At 67.3% G+C, this 17741-nt stretch carries 16 protein-coding genes and 1 pseudogene; 9 read left to right on the top strand and 8 right to left on the bottom strand.

The window, feature by feature from the left end; all coding sequences use genetic code 11:
* Positions 1–12: 12 nt before the first annotated feature.
* The 5 genes and pseudogenes from PWF70_RS20895 to PWF70_RS20875 all read right to left on the bottom strand — a co-directional run bounded on the left by PWF70_RS20895 (position 13) and on the right by PWF70_RS20875 (position 4710).
* Positions 13–873: a carbon-nitrogen hydrolase family protein gene (locus PWF70_RS20895; protein ID WP_006358155.1), complete on the bottom strand. Its 861-nt coding sequence runs from the start codon at positions 871–873 to the stop codon at positions 13–15.
* Positions 870–1874, bottom strand: a complete 1005-nt coding sequence (locus PWF70_RS20890; RefSeq protein ID WP_006358154.1) for an LLM class flavin-dependent oxidoreductase — start codon at positions 1872–1874, stop codon at positions 870–872. The genes PWF70_RS20895 and PWF70_RS20890 overlap by 4 nt, the downstream gene beginning before the upstream one ends.
* A gap of 1 nt (position 1875) precedes the next feature.
* On the bottom strand, positions 1876–2502 hold the full coding sequence (locus tag PWF70_RS20885; RefSeq protein WP_269320238.1) for an amidohydrolase family protein: 627 nt from the start codon (positions 2500–2502) through the stop codon (positions 1876–1878).
* Positions 2450–3289 (bottom strand): annotated as a pseudogene (locus tag PWF70_RS20880) (amidohydrolase family protein); the annotation flags it as partial. The pseudogene PWF70_RS20880 and the gene PWF70_RS20885, both read right to left, overlap by 53 nt.
* A 62-nt stretch (positions 3290–3351) precedes the next feature.
* A complete protein-coding gene (locus tag PWF70_RS20875) occupies positions 3352–4710 on the bottom strand; it encodes an aminotransferase class III-fold pyridoxal phosphate-dependent enzyme (protein ID WP_006358152.1) in 1359 nt (452 codons plus the stop codon).
* A gap of 346 nt (positions 4711–5056) precedes the next feature.
* Between PWF70_RS20875 and PWF70_RS20870 the strand changes: the two genes are divergently transcribed.
* From PWF70_RS20870 to PWF70_RS20860, 3 genes are read left to right on the top strand one after another with little or no spacing between them, the layout of a single operon-like run.
* On the top strand, positions 5057–5899 hold the full coding sequence (locus PWF70_RS20870) for a substrate-binding periplasmic protein (RefSeq protein ID WP_006358151.1): 843 nt from the start codon (positions 5057–5059) through the stop codon (positions 5897–5899).
* Between the two features lie 24 nt (positions 5900–5923).
* Entirely contained in the window at positions 5924–6580 is a 657-nt protein-coding gene (locus PWF70_RS20865) for an amino acid ABC transporter permease (protein WP_006358150.1), read from the top strand.
* 49 nt (positions 6581–6629) lie between these two features.
* Entirely contained in the window at positions 6630–7460 is an 831-nt protein-coding gene (locus tag PWF70_RS20860) for an amino acid ABC transporter ATP-binding protein (RefSeq protein ID WP_006358149.1), read from the top strand.
* 116 nt (positions 7461–7576) lie between these two features.
* On the opposite strand, the gene PWF70_RS20855 is transcribed toward PWF70_RS20860, so the two are convergent.
* Positions 7577–8449, bottom strand: a complete 873-nt coding sequence (locus PWF70_RS20855) for a siderophore-interacting protein (RefSeq protein WP_006358148.1) — start codon at positions 8447–8449, stop codon at positions 7577–7579.
* Between the two features lie 106 nt (positions 8450–8555).
* Between PWF70_RS20855 and PWF70_RS20850 the strand changes: the two genes are divergently transcribed.
* Together PWF70_RS20850 and PWF70_RS20845 are read left to right on the top strand one after the other, a co-directional pair.
* Complete coding sequence (locus tag PWF70_RS20850) at positions 8556–9629, top strand: enoyl-CoA hydratase/isomerase family protein (RefSeq protein ID WP_006358147.1); 1074 nt, start codon at positions 8556–8558, stop codon at positions 9627–9629.
* A gap of 30 nt (positions 9630–9659) precedes the next feature.
* Positions 9660–10436, top strand: a complete 777-nt coding sequence (locus tag PWF70_RS20845) for an enoyl-CoA hydratase (protein WP_006358146.1) — start codon at positions 9660–9662, stop codon at positions 10434–10436.
* 91 nt (positions 10437–10527) lie between these two features.
* Here the strand turns inward: PWF70_RS20845 and PWF70_RS20840 are convergent, their stop codons facing one another.
* A complete protein-coding gene (locus PWF70_RS20840; protein WP_006358145.1) occupies positions 10528–11418 on the bottom strand; it encodes a LysR substrate-binding domain-containing protein in 891 nt (296 codons plus the stop codon).
* 90 nt (positions 11419–11508) lie between these two features.
* On the opposite strand from PWF70_RS20840, the gene PWF70_RS20835 reads away from it, so the two are divergent.
* The 4 genes from PWF70_RS20835 to PWF70_RS20820 are packed head-to-tail and all read left to right on the top strand — an operon-like array spanning position 11509 to position 14968.
* Positions 11509–12744, top strand: a complete 1236-nt coding sequence (locus tag PWF70_RS20835; protein ID WP_006358144.1) for an acetyl-CoA C-acetyltransferase — start codon at positions 11509–11511, stop codon at positions 12742–12744.
* Positions 12741–13526, top strand: a complete 786-nt coding sequence (gene pcaD, locus PWF70_RS20830) for a 3-oxoadipate enol-lactonase (RefSeq protein ID WP_006358143.1) — start codon at positions 12741–12743, stop codon at positions 13524–13526. Before PWF70_RS20835 ends, pcaD begins: the two co-directional genes overlap by 4 nt.
* Positions 13523–14305: a CoA transferase subunit A gene (locus PWF70_RS20825; protein WP_006358142.1), complete on the top strand. Its 783-nt coding sequence runs from the start codon at positions 13523–13525 to the stop codon at positions 14303–14305. The genes pcaD and PWF70_RS20825 overlap by 4 nt, the downstream gene beginning before the upstream one ends.
* Positions 14306–14314: 9 nt before the next feature.
* On the top strand, positions 14315–14968 hold the full coding sequence (locus PWF70_RS20820) for a 3-oxoacid CoA-transferase subunit B (RefSeq protein ID WP_006358141.1): 654 nt from the start codon (positions 14315–14317) through the stop codon (positions 14966–14968).
* A 55-nt stretch (positions 14969–15023) separates the two neighbouring features.
* On the opposite strand, the gene PWF70_RS20815 is transcribed toward PWF70_RS20820, so the two are convergent.
* Complete coding sequence (locus PWF70_RS20815; RefSeq protein ID WP_006358140.1) at positions 15024–17708, bottom strand: helix-turn-helix transcriptional regulator; 2685 nt, start codon at positions 17706–17708, stop codon at positions 15024–15026.
* Positions 17709–17741 lie beyond the last annotated feature (33 nt).

Raw genomic sequence — 17741 nt, 5'->3', positions numbered from 1 at the left:
GAGTCGTAGGTGTCATTTGTATAGGGCAAACCGCCGATCGCGCAGGAAAGGACGGCTGAACGCTCGCTTGGCCGGGAGCTGACCCAGGTCGATGTCACCGACCACCAGCTCGTCACCACCGTTGTCCTCGGCCGTCGCCACCGTCTCCCCGTCGGGGCCGTAGATGGAGCTACCGCCGAAGTACTCCTTGGGTCCTTCGGCGCCGATGCGGTTGCTCGCCAGCACGTACATGCAGTTGAAGACCGCATGCGCCTTCAGCTCCAGGTCGAACGTCTCACGCGAGTACCCGTTGCCGGAGGCGATCGGGATGCCGAGCACGGTGGCGCCCTGTACGGCTGCGGTCCGGGCGAGTTCGGGGAAGTGCCGTTCGTAGCAGATGATCGTCGACACCGGGATACCGTCGGCGTCGACGACCTCGGGTGACTTGTCACCCGGACGGAAGTACGACTTCTCCGGGAAATTGAACGACAGCGGCAGATGCGACTTGCGGTAATCGAGGCGGCGTTCACCGCCGACGAAGACGGTCGCGGTGTTGTAGTAGACGCCGGCGGCCGCGGTCTTCTCGAAGATGGACGACACGATGGTCATCCCGTGCTCGCGCGACTTCTCCGCCACCATCGTGTTGCTGGGGCCGTCGAGCGGCTCACCGTAGACCAGGTAGTCGGGATCGACGGGCATGGGCGCCACGAAGGGGACCGAGAACAGTTCCGGCAGTTGCAGGACCTTGACCCCGCGGGCCGCCGCCTGGTCGATCAGATCGGCGACGACGGCGAGGTTGGCCTCCCGATCGGCGGTCGGCCGGAGCTGCAGGACGCCGGCGGTGACGATGCCGGGGGTGGTCTCTTCGGTGCGGGTCTTGTCGGGGGTGGTCATGCGGAAACCTTTGCGAGAGAACGGACAGTGTCAACAGGGATGGCGCCAAGCGGGAACATCACGGGCACTCGGACCCCGGCCGCGCGGTATTCGTCGATCATGTCGGCGGTCTGTGCGGTGGTGCCGTAGGCGGTGACGCGACGGACGAGGTCGTCGGGGACGAGCGGCATGGCCTTGCGGATGTCTTCCGGACGTGCCGGCCAGCCCGCGATCTCCTTGAGGCGGTCGACGAGTCCGGGTTCGACGCCGCAGTGGGAACCGATGTGCGGCTGCTGCATCAGGTACATGGTGAGGAACGCCTTGACCGCGTCCTTGGCATCTTCGGGGTTGGTGTCGTCGATCGAGCAGCAGATGATCTGGGTGATGTCGAGATCCTTGGTGAGCGTGCTGCGTTCGCGTCCGCGCTGCAGCGCGTTCACCGCCTCTCGGGTGTAGCTCGTCGGCATCAGGAAGTCGAGGTAGACGCCGTCGGCGAGCTCTCCGGACAGTTCGAGCATCTTCGGGCCGACCGGACCGGTGTAGATGGGAATGTCGACCGGCCGGTTCTCGGCGTACATCCGGTCGAAGCGGATCTTGTCCATCGAGAAGTGCTCGCCCTGGAGCGTCACCTCCTCGTTGGCGAAGAGCGACCGGCAGATCGAGATGAACTCGCGCATCGTGCCCAGCGGCTTGCGGATGGGGGCACCGACCTTCGAAGCGATCGGCTCCCACCAGGCGCCGACGCCGAGAATGATTCGGCCGGGCGCGATCTCGTCGAGCGTCTTGAACGTGACCGCAGTGAGCGCCGGATTGCGGGTCTTGTTGTTGATGACACCCGAACCGATCCGGACCTGATGGGTGCGGTCGGCGAGCAGGGACATGATGCTGATCGCGTCCCGGGTCAAGCGGCCTTCGGCCACCCACAGGCTGTCGAAGCCTGCTTCGTCGGCGACGTCGGCGATGGCCTTCGTCTCGTCCAGAGTGAAACGTTCACCGAGGTGAACTCCAAGGGGAATGGTCACATCACACCTCACAGTCGATGGGTCGGAATGATTCGGATCGGTTGGCGGGGAGAGGAATCGGTGCTCGTTCGCTCAGCGACGTCCGCGATTGGTAGCGACCGTGCCCGTACATCTCCACCAGTTCGCCGTCGCGGACGATCTGCTCTCCGCGCGAGAAGACTTGGCGCGGAGCTCCGCTGACCGACATGCCCTCGTAGAGGGTGTATCCGGCCCGGGACCGGTGTCGGTCGGCCGAGATGGTGTGCTCGGCCTGCGGATCCCAGATGACCACGTCGGCATCGGAACCGGGCGCGATGGTGCCCTTGCGGGGGTAGAGACCGAACGTTTTGGCCGGGTTGGTCGACGTCATGTCGACGAATCGGTTCAGGTCGAAACGTCCTCGCGCGACCCCCTGTTCGTAGAGAACCATGAGGCGTTCCTCGGCCCCCCGGGACTCCCGGCGGCACGTTCGGGAAGTAGCCGCGCCCCTGTGGTTTCTGCGGAGGCAGGTCCTCGGGCTGGTCCATCGTGTAGGTCGCGTGATCGGTGCCGACCGATCCCAGGACTCCGGTGGCCAGGGCGTTCCACAGCGGCTCTTGGTGCCTGCTCTCCCGGATGGGAGGCGAGCAGATGTACTTGGCCGCCTCATAATCCGCGTGTGAGTAGTCCTCGTACCCGGTCACGAGATAGTGCGGGCACGTCTCGCCGAACACGGGGCGTCCGCGATTCTGCAGGGCCTGGATCTCGTTCACGCCGTCGGCCGAGGACACGTGGACGATGAACAGCGGTGTGTCCACCCACTCGGCGATGGTCGCCGCTCGGACGATCGCCTCGCGCTCGGCGGCGGCCGGATGGCCGTGCATGTGGTGGTGCTCCTCGGTCAGGCCCTGTTCGACGAGCGCCTCGACCGCAGCATTGACCATGTGACCGTTCTCGGCGTGCACCATGGGCAGGACGCCGAGTGCTCTGGCCTCGGTGAACCCGCGGATGAGCACATCGTCGGGCACCATCAGTCCGGTGTAGGCCATGAAGAACTTCCAGCTGGTGGCACCGAACTCCTCGGTCAGGTGCCGCAACTGATCGAACGAGTCGTCAGAGTTCGCTGTCGCCGGCACCATCAGGTGGAAACCGAAATCGATCATCGAACCTTGTTCCGCGGCTTGCCGGCGACGGTGGAAGGCGTCGATCAGGCTCTCGCCGGGGAGGCCGCGGACGAAGTCCACGAACGTCGTGGTTCCGCCGGCCGCCGACGCGGCGCTGCCGGTCTTGAAGTCGTCCGCGGTTCGGGTGGTGCCCTTGAGGTTGTGGTGCTCGAAATGTGTGTGTGTGTCGATGCCACCCGGCAGGATGTAGTGCCCCTCGGCATCGATGACGCGATCTGCGGTCCACCCGTCGTCGGTGCCCAAGGCGACGATCTTGCCGTCGGCGATCAGCACGTCGGCGCGGAAGGTGTCCGCAGCGGTCACCACGTGGCCGCCACGGATGATGAGACTCCCTGTCACCGAACCACTCCCACGGCTTCGTCGGCGTGGACGAGTGCCTCGTCGAGGATCGACAGCGCGAGGTCGATCTCGTCCGCGGTGATGATCAGTGGCGGGGCGAGTCGGATGACGCTGTCCTGGCGGCCGATCCACAGACCGCGTTCCTTGGCAGCCTTCACGACGGCGAGGCCGGGGGCGGACTGCTCGGGGGTTCCCTTGAACGGGATCAGCGGCGATCCGTCGGCCCCGACGAGATCGATACCCCACATCAGGCCGAGGCCCCGAATGCCGCCGACGCTGGGATGGCGTTGCGTCAGCTCCTCCAGCCCACGCTGCAGGCGCGCGCCCTGGGTAGCCGCGTTCTCCACCACGCCTTCGGATTTCATGATCTCGATGGACGCGACGGCGCTGCCGCAGGCGAGCGGATGACCGGCGTAGGTGAGTCCTGCCGGCAGGGCGATGTCGCGGAGGACGTCACGGATGTGTGCGCCCACGATCGTGGCACCGAGCGGAACGTAGCCGGAGTTGATGCCCTTGGCGGTGGTGAGGATGTCGGGCACGACGTCGAACTGCTCGATGCCGAACCAGGTACCGAGTCGGCCGAACCCGACCATCACCTCGTCGCAGATCAAGAGGATCCCGTGCCGATCGCACACCTCGCGAATGGATTTGAGGTAACCGGGCGGGGGAACGATGGGCCCGTTTGTGCCGGTGACGGTCTCCATGATCACCGCAGCGACGCTGCCGGGGTTCTCGTACTGGAGGACCTCTTCGAGATGAGCAGCGGAGTAGCGGGGGTCGTCCACGTTTCCCCCACCCGGTACATAAGGATCGAGCATGCGCACGACACCCGGCGTGGTCAGGGGTTCCAACCCCCAGCGTCGCGAATCGCCGGTCAGTGTCATCGCTCCGGCACTGGCACCGTGGTACGAGCGGTATCGGGCCACGACCTTGTGCCGGCCGGTCACCGCACGGGCGATGGCGATGGCGGCTTCGTTGGCCGCGGCGCCGCCCGTGGTGAAGAAGCTTGAGGTGAGGTTCCCGGGGGTGAGTGCGTCGAGTTCGAGAGCCAGCCGGCTGCGCGCCTCGTTGGCGAATGTGGGTCCGATGAAGCAGGACTTGCGGGCCTGCTCGGTGATCGCCTCGACCAGCCGCGGATGTTGGTGCCCGAGATTGAGATTCACGAGCTGTGACAGGAAGTCGAGGTACCTGTTGCCGTTGCTGTCGACGAACCAACAGCCGGCGGCGTCGACGACGGTGATCGGGTCCGGGCCCGACTGCTTCGACCACGAGGTGAGCACGTGGTCGCGGTGGGCGCGGGCGATCCAGTCCGTTCCTTTCTCCGTCGAGGGCGTGAGCGTGCCGTTGCTCGTCATGGGTTCCTCCAAAGTGGGATTTGGTTCATCCAGTGAACCGGTGTCTCAGTGGGATGTGAGCAGCTTCGCCTGGCTCGGTTTCGGCCTTGTTACACAGCCGTTTCCATTCCGTTCGGAGTGAACATCACTGCCGCGCAATTACTTCTGCGGATGCTCTGACCTGCTGCGACTGGCTCGAAACCCAGTGTTCACATTCGGGCAACCTCCGCTAAACGACCGGAACGTTGACTCATTCACCGAACCGAGATCACGCTCAGTGAACCGAACCTGAGGTGGTCTTCTTCGGCTGTTCCCTCTCTCGTCCCGGTGACCCCGGGGCGATCCCTTTCGACAGAAGGACAACGCGATGAGAAAGCTGCCTTTCCGTGCCCTGGTGACCGTCTTCGGAGGCGTTCTGGCGCTCAGTGCCTGCGCGGCGACCGACGAGGGCAACGATGACGTGGTGACCGTGGCGACGTCGGCCAACTACGCGCCGTTCACCATGGTCGAGACCTCCGGGGACCTGACCGGCTACGCGATCGACATCGCGGAGGAGATGGGTGAGCGCATGGGCGCCACGGTCAAGTTCGAGAAGGTCGACTACAAGTCCCTGCTGCAGGGTGTCACCACCGGTCGCTACGACATGTCCGACGGTTCGGTGGTGTTCACCGAGGAGCGGGCGAAGCAACTCGACTACACCCACCCGGTCGCGTCCAGCGGATCGGTGGCGATGATCCGGTCCGCCGACAAGGCGAAGATCACCGGTCTCGACTCCTCGCTGGCCGGCGTGCGGATCGGCGCCGTCGACGGCAGTGTCCAGCAGCAATGGGCGCTGGCGAACAAGGCCGACCTCGGCTACTCCGATCTCGTCGCGTACGCGGGACCGTCGCAGGCGATCCTGGACCTGAAGAACGGTCGCATCGACGCGATCGTCTACGACACCATCAACGCGCTGTACTACGCCCAGAAGAACCCGGCCGACGGCGTCGCCCCGGTCGGCGATTCGGTCAACCCCTCGATCGTGGCCGCGACCACCAAGAAGGGCAACACCGATCTGCTCGACCGCGTCAACAAGGCCCTGACCGAGATGTACTCCGACGGGACCATCGGATCGCTGCAGGAGGAGTGGTTCGGTCAGGCACTCCCGACCCCGACGTCACTGGATGCGGCCGATCCGTTCCCGCTCGCGCCCACCAAGTCGGACCGGTAGTCCGCGGACCGGGTTGGTGACGACATGACATTCGACGCACAGGTATGGGGTGAGTACCTCGGTGCGCTCCTGGACAGCCTGTGGGCGACCATCTGGCTGTTCCTCGGGAGCATGGCGATCGGTACGGTCGGCGGCGCACTGCTCGCCTTGATGCGCACCACCCCGGTATGGCCGGTGCGCGCCGTATCCATCGCCTTCACCTGGGTCTTCCGTGGCCTTCCGCCGCTGGTGATCCTGTTCTTCACGTACTTCGGACTGCCGGCACTCGGTGTGGCGCTGACGCCGATGGCCGCGGGAATCCTGGGCCTCGGCCTGACCGCCGCGGCCTACACCGCGGAGATCTTCCGCAGTGGGTTGTCCGCGGTCGACCGCGGACAATGGGAGGCCGCGCAGGCCCTGGCGATGACTCCGACGCACTACATGTGGCGGGTCATCGCACCCCAGGCCTTCCGGGTCAGCATCCCGCCCTATTTCAGCAACGCCATCACCGCGCTCAAGGCGACGTCACTCGCGAGCACCATCACGGTCGCCGAGATCACCGGAACCGCGAACAGGTTGATCAGCACCACCTTTCAGCCGCTGGAGATCCTGACGATCGTCGCGATCATCTACCTGCTGCTGAACACGGTGCTGGTGTTGTTGCAGTTCCTGTTCGAGCGTGCGTTCGCACTGAAGTCATGAGCACGGTGGTCACGAGCACCGGAATCATGCGAGCCGAAGGAGTCCTGGCATGACTACACCCATCATCGAGATCTCCGGTCTCCGTAAGAGTTACGGAGACCGCGAGATCCTCCACGGCGTCGATCTCACCGTGAACCAGGGCGAGGTGGTCGCCCTGATCGGGCCGTCGGGCGCGGCGAAGACAACTCTGCTCCGTTGCCTGAACCTGCTCGAGACGCCGAGTGCGGGGGCCATCGACATCCTGGGCAAACGTGTCTCCGGACCGGATGCGAAGGGACGGCAGAAGCACCTCCGCGGACGCGAGCTCCGCGAGTTGCGTCGCGATGTGGGCATGGTATTCCAGTCCTTCAACCTCTTTCCGCACATGAGTGTGATCGAGAACGTCATGGACTCGCCGGTGAAGTCGCTGGGACAGCCGCGGGCGGAGGTACGTGCCCGAGCGATCGAACTGCTGGAGGAGGTCGGCCTCGGGGACCGAATCGACGCCTACCCCGGCCAGCTCTCCGGTGGGCAGAAGCAACGTGTGGCCATGGCGCGGACGCTCGCCATGCAACCGCGCGTGGTCCTTTTCGACGAGGTCACCTCAGCGGTCGATCCGGAGATGAAGGCCGAGATTCTGCTGGTCATGAAAAGGCTTGCCACGAAGGGGCTCACGATGATCAGCGTGACGCACGAAATGGGATTCGCCGAGCAGGTCTCCGATCGGGTCGTCTTCATGGAACAGGGGCAGATCGTCGCCCAGGGCGGCCCGGAGCTCATCGCCAAGCCGCCCACCGCGCGACTGGCCCGATTCGTCAACGCAGTCGTCGATCCGGTCGGTGTGGCGATCGCCCAGGACCAGGACCAGGACCAGGACGAGGGCCCGTCCGAACAGCGTTAGACGGCTGCCTCGTTCGCGCGGTCGGACATCGCCAGGTGGTGTCGGTCGTCGAAGCGAATGGTGAACGCCGCCAGCACAACTCCTACGACGACCACGCCGAGCGTGGCGGTTCCGCGCTAGAGTCCGACGCGCTCGAGCGCCTCGTCGAACTCCTCGGATGCTTCTTTCTCGGTCTTGCCGTCGGCGAGTGCCTGCCGGTACACCGCGAACAGTTCGGTGCTGCGTTCGGAATAGCGTCGGGTCCAGCGTTCGCTGTCCTGTCGCCAGTAGCCGATCACGTCGTAGGACTCCCGACCCCACCGCAGCTCGCTGCGCAGGTGCTTGCGGACCGCTCGTGACTCCGAGGCCTCCCCGGCGAACCAGCAGTATCCGGCGGTGTCCGGGAGGTCCAGGGTTGCGACTGTCTCGGCCAACCGGCTCGGCGTCCGTCCGTTGCCGCCGATCAGCGTGACCATCTCGACCTCGCGGTCGGGTAGGTAGGCGAGGTCGGTCGGCGACGGCACCTCGGCCACCACGGTCAGGCCGTCGGTCGACGGGAGTTCTTCGACGATCCGCGCGAGCGCGGGGAGTCCGGCGAGGTCGGCGGCCAGCACGAGTCGGCTGGTCTGGACCGGCGGAGTGAACCAGCTGCGGGCGTGCGTCATGACGACGTCGTGGCCGGGTTCGGTGCGCTGGGCCCAGGTGGTCGCCGGCCCTGCGGCGTGGATGACGAAATCGACGACGACGGTTCCCGCCACCGGGTCAGCGGCGCGGATCGAGTAGTTGCGCCCATCCGGCGCGGGAACGGTCTCGTAGTAGGCCCAGACTCCGTCCCGGCATTCCATGTCCGGCGTCGAGCGCTGCGACTCGAAAGGGAAGTAGATACCCACCGCCTCGTCGGCGACGCCGGGCAGTCCCAGGCCGGCCAGGTCATCGACGTCGAACGTCAGACGTCGCAGGTTGGGCGTCAGGTCGTCGACCCCGCGGACGCGTGCTCTCGAGTAGCCCATGAGGCCACCCTAACCTCACTACCGCCGAACACCCGGGGTCTGGCCTCTGTTACTAGGATATGCAACCATCTGTGGAGGCCTGTCGGTGTGGAGAGGAGTTTCGATCGTGTCGGAACAATCAGTGCTGGTCCCGTCTGTCCTGACGGAGGAGAACGGGTCGGCGCGGTCGCTGATCCTCAACCGTCCGAAGTCGATCAATGCGATCGATCACGAGATGGCCACCGAGATCGCGGAGCGACTCGACGAATGGGCAGGTGACGACTCGGTCGCGGCCGTCGTTCTCTACGGCGCCGGCGAGCGTGGACTGTGCGCGGGCGGCGACATCGTCGCGATCCACCGCGACGCCTCGGCGCTCAGCGGCAATCCCGACTCAACCGACATCGACGCCGAGAACTCGCCGTCGGCGAGGTTCTGGTTCGACGAGTACCGCTTGAACGCGGCGATCTCGAGCTACCCCAAGAGTTACGTCGCGATCATGGACGGCATCGTGATGGGCGGCGGTGTCGGCGTCTCCGCACACGGCAACGTGCGCATTGTGACCGACCGGACCCGTCTGGCCATGCCCGAGGTCGGCATCGGCTTCGTCCCCGATGTCGGTGGTACGCACCTGCTCTCGCGTGTTCCGGACGGACTCGGCCTGTATGCCGGCCTCACCGCGGCCCACCTCCGTGGTGCCGACGCGATCGCGATGGGGCTCGCCGACCACTTCGTCCCCTCCGAGTCGCTGCCCGCGTTCATCGAGGCCATCGGGGCCTCCGGCGTCGACGCCGCGATCGCTGAGTACGCCACCGAGGCTCCCGAGTCCGAGCTCGCCGCCCAGCGTGGGTGGATCTCCGAAGCCTTTGCCGCCGAGACCATCTCGGGGATCATCGAGCGTTGCCACGTGGTCGGTACGGAGGCGGCGACCAAGACTGCCGACACCATCGCGGCCAAGAGCCCCACTGCGCTCGCGGTCACGCTGCGGTCGCTGCGCGAGGCCGCGAACGACGCGACCCTCGAGGACACCCTGGTCCGCGAATACCGCGTCTCCCTCCGGTGCCTCCTGCATCCCGACATGGCCGAGGGCATCCGCGCACAGGTCATCGACAAGGACCGCAACCCGAGTTGGGCAGAATTCTCGGAGGCGGACGTCGACGCGTTCTTCGCGCCGCTGCCGCACGACCTGACGTTCTCTGCCTGACCGACCACCTCAACCGGAAGAAGGAAGCACGTGACCGAATACCAGACCATCCTCGTCGAACGCCGCGGCCGGGTCGGCATCATCACCCTCAACCGCCCGAAGGCGCTCAACGCCCTCAACTCCGAGCTCATGAACGAAGTGGTCGGCGTCGTCAAGGAATTCGACGTCGACGAGGCCATCGGTGCCATCGTCATCACCGGTTCCGAGAAGGCGTTCGCCGCCGGCGCGGACATCAAGGAGATGTCCACCAAGACCTACGCCGAGGTCGCGAACCAGCAGTTCTTCGGCGCCTGGGACGAGCTGGCACGCACCCGCACCCCGATCGTCGCCGCGGTCACCGGCTACGCCCTCGGCGGCGGCTGCGAACTCGCCATGCTCTGTGACTTCATCATCGCCGGCGACAACGCCGTCTTCGGTCAGCCGGAGATCAACCTCGGCGTCATCCCGGGCATCGGTGGCTCGCAGCGCCTCACCCGCGCCGTCGGCAAGGCCAAGGCGATGGACATGATCCTCACCGGCCGCAACATGAAGGTCGACGAGGCCGAGCGTGCGGGCCTCGTGTCGCGCGTCTTCCCCAAGGAAGAAGCCCTCGCCAAGGCCATCGAGATCGCCGAGGTCATCGCCTCCAAGTCGCTCATCGCGTCGGCCCTCGCCAAGGAAGCCGTCAACCGCGCCTTCGAGTCGGGCCTGACCGAGGGCGTCCGCGCCGAGCGGGGCCTCTTCTACTCGACCTTCGCCACCGACGACCAGACCGAGGGCATGGCCGCCTTCGTCGAGAAGCGGGACCCGAACTTCACGCACCGCTGATCCCTGAAACACCAGCAATCCCACCCTTTTTCGGTATTCCCACCCCCGTCGCGCACGGCGGGAATACGGAAAAAGGGTGGGATTGCGGCGTTCAGGAGAGCGTGCGCAACACCGCCACCGCCCGTTCGATGAGCGGGGTTCGACGAGCCGCCGCGTAGGCGGCCGCCAGAGCCACCTGGTCGATCGGTGCGGACAGGGGCCGGTAGACGACGCCGGCCACGCCGAGCGCCGAGGTCGGTTCGGGCACGATCGCCACTCCGAGTCCGGCCGCGACCAGAGTCACGAGCGTCGACGTCTCCTCGACCTCGTGTCGGATGCGCGGCACGAAACCCGCGCGCTCGGACGCGGCCGCCAGCACCCCGGCGAGCACCGACCGCCCCCCGCCGACGTGTGAGATGAAGTCCTCGCCGCGGAGCCGGCCGATCTCCACCGCCTCGTCCTCGGGGGTGTCGGCGAGCGGATGATCGGCGGGCAGAGCGACGATCAGCCGGTCCCGTCGGATCGATTCGACGTGGAGGCCCGGGGTCTCCACCGGCATGCGCAACAGGGCGAGGTCGATGTCGCCCGACGCCAGAGCCGCCAGCTGTTCCGATGCCAGCATCTCGCCCCGGACGCTCACGTCCACGTCGGGCAACACCTCACGCAGCGCGCGCACGAACTGGGGGAGCAGGGAGTAGGTCGCCGAACCTACGCAGCCGATCGCGAGATTGCCCTGCCGGCCGTCGGCGATGCGCTGCGCGCGACGGGCGGCGGCGTCGACCGAGTCGAGGATCGCCTCGACCTGACGCAGATAGTCCTGGCCTGCGGCGGTCAGCTCGACGCGCCGTGTGGAACGGACGAGCAGGGCCACGCCGAGTTCGTCCTCGAGCTGTTTGATCTGCTGGGAGAGCGGCGGCTGGGCGATGTGCAGCCGCTGTGCCGCCCGACCGAAGTGCAACTCCTCGGCGACCGCGCGGAAGTAGCGCAGGTGGCGTAGCTCCATGTGCTCATCGTACCGATTGATATTCCTGAGATATCAAAAACCGGCAAATGGATACTTCTCCATATAGCCGCAGGTCTCTACGCTGGACGCATGGCAACTTCGAGTACCCCGGACACCGACATCGTCATCTGTTCACCCCTGCGCACCCCGGTGGGTCGTATGGGTGGCGCACTGTCGTCCGTGCCGGTCACGCGCCTCGCCACCGATCTGCTCAAGGAGCTGACCGCGCGGACCGGGCTCGGCGAGGGCGACATCGACGACGTCATCCTGGGCCAGGGGTACGCGAGCGGGGAATCCCCTGCGCTCGGCCGGATCGCCGCACTCGACGCGGGGCTGGGTGTCGGTGTCCCGGGTATGCAGATCGACCGCCGATGCGGATCGGGCCTGCAGGCAGTGCTCACGGCGGCGTCGTCGGTGGCGACCGGCGGTGCGCGACTCGTGGTCGCCGGTGGAGCCGAGTCGATGTCGAACGTCGAGCACTACGCGCTCGGGCTCCGTTCCGGGATCAAGCAGGGCGGCGTCGAGCTGATGGATCGCCTCGACCGAGGTCGACTCACCGCCGGCGGTGAATCCCATCCGGTACCCGGCGGGATGATCGAGACCGCCGAGAATCTCCGCTCGGAGTACGGGATCTCCCGCGCCGATCAGGACGAGTACGCCGCCCGGTCGCATCACCGTGCCGTCGCGGCTCACGAGGCGGGCCGGTTCGACGACGAACTCGTCCCGGTCACCATCCCCGGCCGCCGGGGGAAACCCGACACCGTCGTCGATCGGGATGAGCATCCGCGTGCCGATGCCACCGCGGACTCGCTCGGCAAGCTGCGTCCCATCCGTCTCAAGGTCGACGCGGACGCCACGGTCACCGCGGGCAACGCGTCCGGACAGAACGACGGCGCCGCCATGTGCGTGGTGACCACCCGTGCGGAAGCGGCCCGTCGTGGACTGGAACCCCTTCTCGCCCTGCGTTCCTGGGCCGGGACCGGCTGCCAACCCGAGACGATGGGCGTCGGTCCGGTGAGCGCGACGGCAGCCGCCCTCGACCGTGCCGGCCTCACCCTCGACGAGATCGACCTGATCGAACTCAACGAGGCGTTCGCCGCACAGGTACTGGCCTGCCTCGACGAATGGAAGATCGACCCCGGTGACGAACGACTGAACCCCAACGGTTCCGGTATCTCCCTGGGTCATCCGATCGGCGCGACCGGCGCCCGCATCCTCGCGACCGCAGCCCACGAGGCGCGCCGTCGTGAGGCGCGATACGTCCTGGAGACCATGTGCATCGGCGGCGGTCAGGGTCTCGCCGCGATCTTCGAGGCCACCCGATGAGCGCCCGCGCCTCCGCCCCGGTGCAGGTACACGCCGTCGTCTCCGGACGCGCCGACGGTCCCGCGGTCGTGCTGTCGAACTCGCTCGGATCGACACATCGCATGTGGGACGCACAGCTGTCCGCACTCGAGGAGCGGTTCCGGGTCGTCCGCTACGACACCCGCGGCCACGGGCAGTCCCCGGTCCCGCAGGGGCCGTACACGATCGACGATCTCGCCGACGACGTCATCGCACTACTCGACCGCCTCGACATCGACCGTGCGCATCTCGTCGGCCTCTCGCTCGGCGGCATGACCATGATGCGCGTCGCCGCCCGGAATCCCGAGCGGGTCGACCGGCTGGCCGTACTCTGCACGGGCGCACAGCTCCCGCCGCGAGATGCGTGGCTCGACCGGGCCGCCGCGGTGCGGGCGAACGGTACCAAGGCCGTTGCCGAATCCGTCGTCCAGCGCTGGTTCACCCCGGAGTACCTGAGTACCTACGGCAGTTCACGGAAGTTCCACGAGGACATGGTGGCCGCGACCCCGGCCGAGGGTTACGCGGCATGCTGTGAGGTGATCGCCGCAATGGATCTGCGGGACGACCTGCCGTCCATCGCCGCACCGACGCTGGCCGTCGCCGGCGTCGACGACCCGGCCACTCCGCCGTCGAAGCTGCAGGAGATCGCCGACAACGTCCAGCAGGGGCGACTGCTCGTCGTGCCCGACTCGGCGCACCTGGCCAACGCCCAGCAGCCCGACATCATCAATCCCGCACTCACCGAACATCTGGAGCAGCAATGAGTTACGACAAGCGCGCCGCGTCGGCCGCGGAGGCCGTCGCCGACATCCCCGACGGCGCCAGCCTCGCCGTCGGCGGTTTCGGTCTCGCCGGTATCCCCGGCTTCCTCATCGACGCCCTCCTCGAGCAGGGCGCGAAGAACCTGACCATCGTGTCCAACAACTGTGGCGTCGACGGTGCGGGTCTCGGTCTGTTGCTGGAAGCGCGTCGCATCGACAAGGTGATCGCCTCCTACATCGGCGAGAACAAGGAGTTCGGCAGGCAGTTCCTCGCCGGCGAGGTCACCGTCGAACTCACCCCGCAGGGCACCCTGGCCGAACGTATGCGCGCAGGCGGCAGCGGGATCGGTGCGTTCTTCACCCCGACCGGGGTGGGAACACTCGTCGAAGAAGGCGGTCTGCCCTGGCGGTACAACGCCGACGGCACCATCGCCGAGGCCTCCCCGCCCAAGGAGGTCCGGACCTTCAACGGCAAGCCGATGGTCCTCGAGGAAGCCATCGTCACCGACTACGCCCTGGTGCGCGCCGCCGTCGTCGACACGGCCGGGAACTGCCGATTCCACGCTGCCGCACGTAATTTCAACCCTCCCGCGGCCATGTCGGGTCGCACGACGATCGTCGAGGCGGAGAAGGTCGTCGAAGTGGGCGAACTCGGGCCCGACGAGATCCACCTGCCCGGCATCTTCGTCAAGCGCATCGTCGAACTGACACCGGAAGAGGCCTCGCGCAAGGGAATCGAGAAGCGCACCATCCGCGAGCGCCCGACCGCTGCGACCGTATAGGAGACCACCATGACCTGGACACGGAACGAGATGGCTGCCCGCGCGGCGAAAGAGCTCACCCGCGGTGACTACGTCAACCTGGGAATCGGGCTGCCGACGCTGATCCCCGACCACATGCCCGACGACTCGGGTATCTTCCTGCACGCGGAGAACGGAATCCTCGGGGTCGGCCCCTTCCCGTACGACGACGAGGTCGATCCCGACCTGATCAACGCGGGCAAGCAGACCGTGTCGGTGCTGCCCGGCGCATCGTATTTCGACTCCGCCACCAGTTTCGCGATGATCCGAGGCGGGCACGTCGACGTGGCCGTCCTCGGTGGGATGCAGGTGGCGATGAACGGTGACCTCGCCAACTGGATGGTGCCCGGCGCGCTCGTGAAGGGGATCGGCGGCGCCATGGACCTCGTCAACGGGGCCGGCAAGGTGATCGTGCTGATGGAGCACGTCACCAAGAAGGGGGAGCCGAAGCTGCTCGAGCACTGCGCCCTGCCGCTGACCGGCCGGAGCGTGGTGAGCCGCGTCATCACCGACCTGGGCGTGTTCGACGTCGCCGGAACGGGTTTCGAGGTCGTGGAACTGGCTCCCGGTGTCGACTTCGCCACGGTCGTCGAGAAGACCGGTGCCCCGGTCACCGATCGCACCGCGGTGCACGCCGCGGTCTGAGGCAGGTACGCAGCGGTCGACCGAACCTGCGATCGAGGTCGGAGATGGCGGTCTCTCAACGGCGCGAGGCCGCCAGCTCCGACCGTGACCGCAGTCCGAGCTTCGCGTAGATCCGGGTCAGGTGGTACTGCACGGTCTTGGGCGAGATGAACAGTTCGGCAGCCACCTCACGGTTGGAGAGCCCACGCGCCACGAGCGTGGTCACCGCCTCCTCCTGCGGGGTGAGCTCGGCGACGTCTTTCGCGGCGTGGGCATTCTCGACGCGTGAGACCGCCAGGCCGCCGGCCTTCAACTCGCGGTCGCAGCGCTCCACGTAGGTCGTCGCGCCCAGCGAGACGTACAGATCGCGGGCGGTCCCGATGACGGCGTCGGCGGCGCGTCGTTTGCCTGCCCGTCGCAACGTCTGGCCGTACGCGAAATTGACCCGCGCCTGGTCGTAGCGGAGCCCGAGGCCGTCGAGGAGTTGGATGCCATCCTCGAAAGTTCGACGCGCACCGTGTATGTCGCCGGTGGCACCGAGGAACCGTCCGCGCGCGTACTTCATCCGGGCGGCCGACGAGCGGTGCCCGCGTTCCTCCGACCGTTTCTCGTAGTCCCGGAGCAGGTCGTCGGCCGCGTCGTATTGACCCTCCAGGACAAGGGCATTCCCCAGTACGTCCACCCAGGGCCACAGGCCGGGTTCGGACAGCGCGGGGACGCTCTCGGACATTGTTCTCAGCGGTGCGAGGATGCGCCGGACCTTTCCGTAATCCGCCGCGGCCTCGGCGAGCTGAGCACGTGCCAGCATGTCCGGGATGCGCATGATCTCGTAATCGCCCGCAGAGGTGGTGTTCTCGGCGACACTGCGGTGAGCTGCCTCCCAGTTGCCCCGCAGCGAATGGATCTGGCTCGCCGTCCAGTTCAGCAGCGGCGTCGTCAGCGCGATGCCACTGGAACGTGCCAGCCCATGGCCGGCTTCCACGTTGCGCATGGCCTCGTCCCAGTCGCCGGTGAGGAACTGCACCCGTGCCAGCCAGGCCACCGCCCACATCGAGATCCGCGTGGAACCGCCCAACTGTGCCATCGACACGGCGGTCTCGAGATTGGTTCGGGCGGCGTCGATCTCGTCGAGTCCCAGCTGCAACCACCCGCGACCCATGATCGCGCGCTGCGCCTGCGCGCCGTACCGGATCTGTTCGGAGACCGAATCGTACTCGGCGCGGGCGGCGTCGGGATGCCCCGACCACGCCAATCCGAGCCCACGGATGACCGCGGCCTCCACGCGGGCCGCCGACCCGCTCCCGGCCATCGTGATCGCCCGATCGGCCCAGGTCACCAACTCGGCGCCCTGGCACCGTACGAGGTTGTGCAGCACGTGGCGCTGGGCGATCAGGGCGGCCACGTCGGGTTCACGATCGACGTTGACGATGTCCCAGGCGCGGTCGAGGCGCAGCTGCGCTTCCGCCGAGCGTCCCCGCAGGATGGCCAGGTACGCCAGCGTCGCATTGCGCAGCGGTGTCTCGCGCAAGCTCTCCACCGTCGGGACCAAGGCGCCGGCACCGGTGCAATCGCCCGCGGCGAGAAGCGAATCGACCGCGAGGGTCACTCGGGTGTCGCGCTCGAGCGGATCGGGCGTGAGCCGGCCCGACTGGCGGTAGAGACCGGCGGCCTCCGCCCATGCGCCGTCGGCACCGCGCATGCGGGCGAGATCGGCCAGGTCGTCGGCGAGACCGGCATCGGCGGTCGGGGTGGCGGCCACCCGGTGATGGAGCCGGCGCGCCGGATCGACGACCACGTCGGCCGCCCGTCGGTGCGCAGCGCCCACGGCCTTCATCCCCAGGACCTCGAGGATCGCGGCGCGCACCAGGGGGGTGACGATCCGGGGCTGCACCTCGGCGGGCGTCAGCGCTCCGTCGGAGGTGACCAGTCCGGTGCGTCGCGCGTCGTCGATCGCCGCCAGCGGGTCCTCGACGCCGGCGAGGGCCAGGGCGGTCGAGAGTGGTTCGGCGACATCGAGTATCGCGAGCGCCTCGATGAGCGCGCCGGCGGGCGTGCCAGACTCCGGGAGTCGCTCGCGCACCGCACGGACGACGTGTGCGGGGGCCGGGAGTTGGGCGTCACTGCGTGCCCAGGTCCCGGCCGGTACCTCGTCGAGCAGGGCCACGATGTCTCGTGGATTGCCCGACGTGTGCCGGGTCAGTTCCGCCCGCATCGCGGGATGGAGCACGATGCCGCGCTGTCCGGCGAGATCCGCGGTGCCCTGTGCATCGACCCCCTCGAGTCGCAGCTCGTCGAAGGCCTGTCCGGCGAGGCGGGTACCGGGCCGAGCTGTCGTCACGACGACGAGGATGCGACGTGTCCGGTGCTCCCGGATCAGCGTCACCAACGCTTGGAGCGACTCTTCGTCGGCGAGGTCGGCGTCGTCGACGGCCACGAGCACCGGGACATCCGACGCCGTCGCCTCGAGTAGGGCGTCCACGAGATCGCCGGCGCGATCCGGCTCGACCTGCTGGTCCTGGAGAAGTTGACGGATCAGCGAACCCGGAGTGGCGGCCTGCCAGGGCGAGACCCGTGCCCACAACGTGGTGCCGGCGTCCGGGGACGCCAGGTGGTACTGGACGAGGTGGGTGAGGAGGGTCGACTTGCCGCAACCCGGATTCCCGGAGATGGCGATCAGTTCCGCCCCGGATACGGTGCGGAGCCGCGTCGACAACACGTCGATCTCGCGGTCCCGCCCGACACATGCGGCAGTGACCATCATCGCTCCATGGTAGGTAACCGTGGACGCCGGTGG

The organism is Gordonia sp. Swx-4 (assembly GCF_030316175.1).
Classification (GTDB): Bacteria; Actinomycetota; Actinomycetes; order Mycobacteriales; family Mycobacteriaceae; genus Gordonia; species Gordonia alkanivorans.
This window is presented reverse-complemented; position numbering and strand designations above follow the sequence as displayed.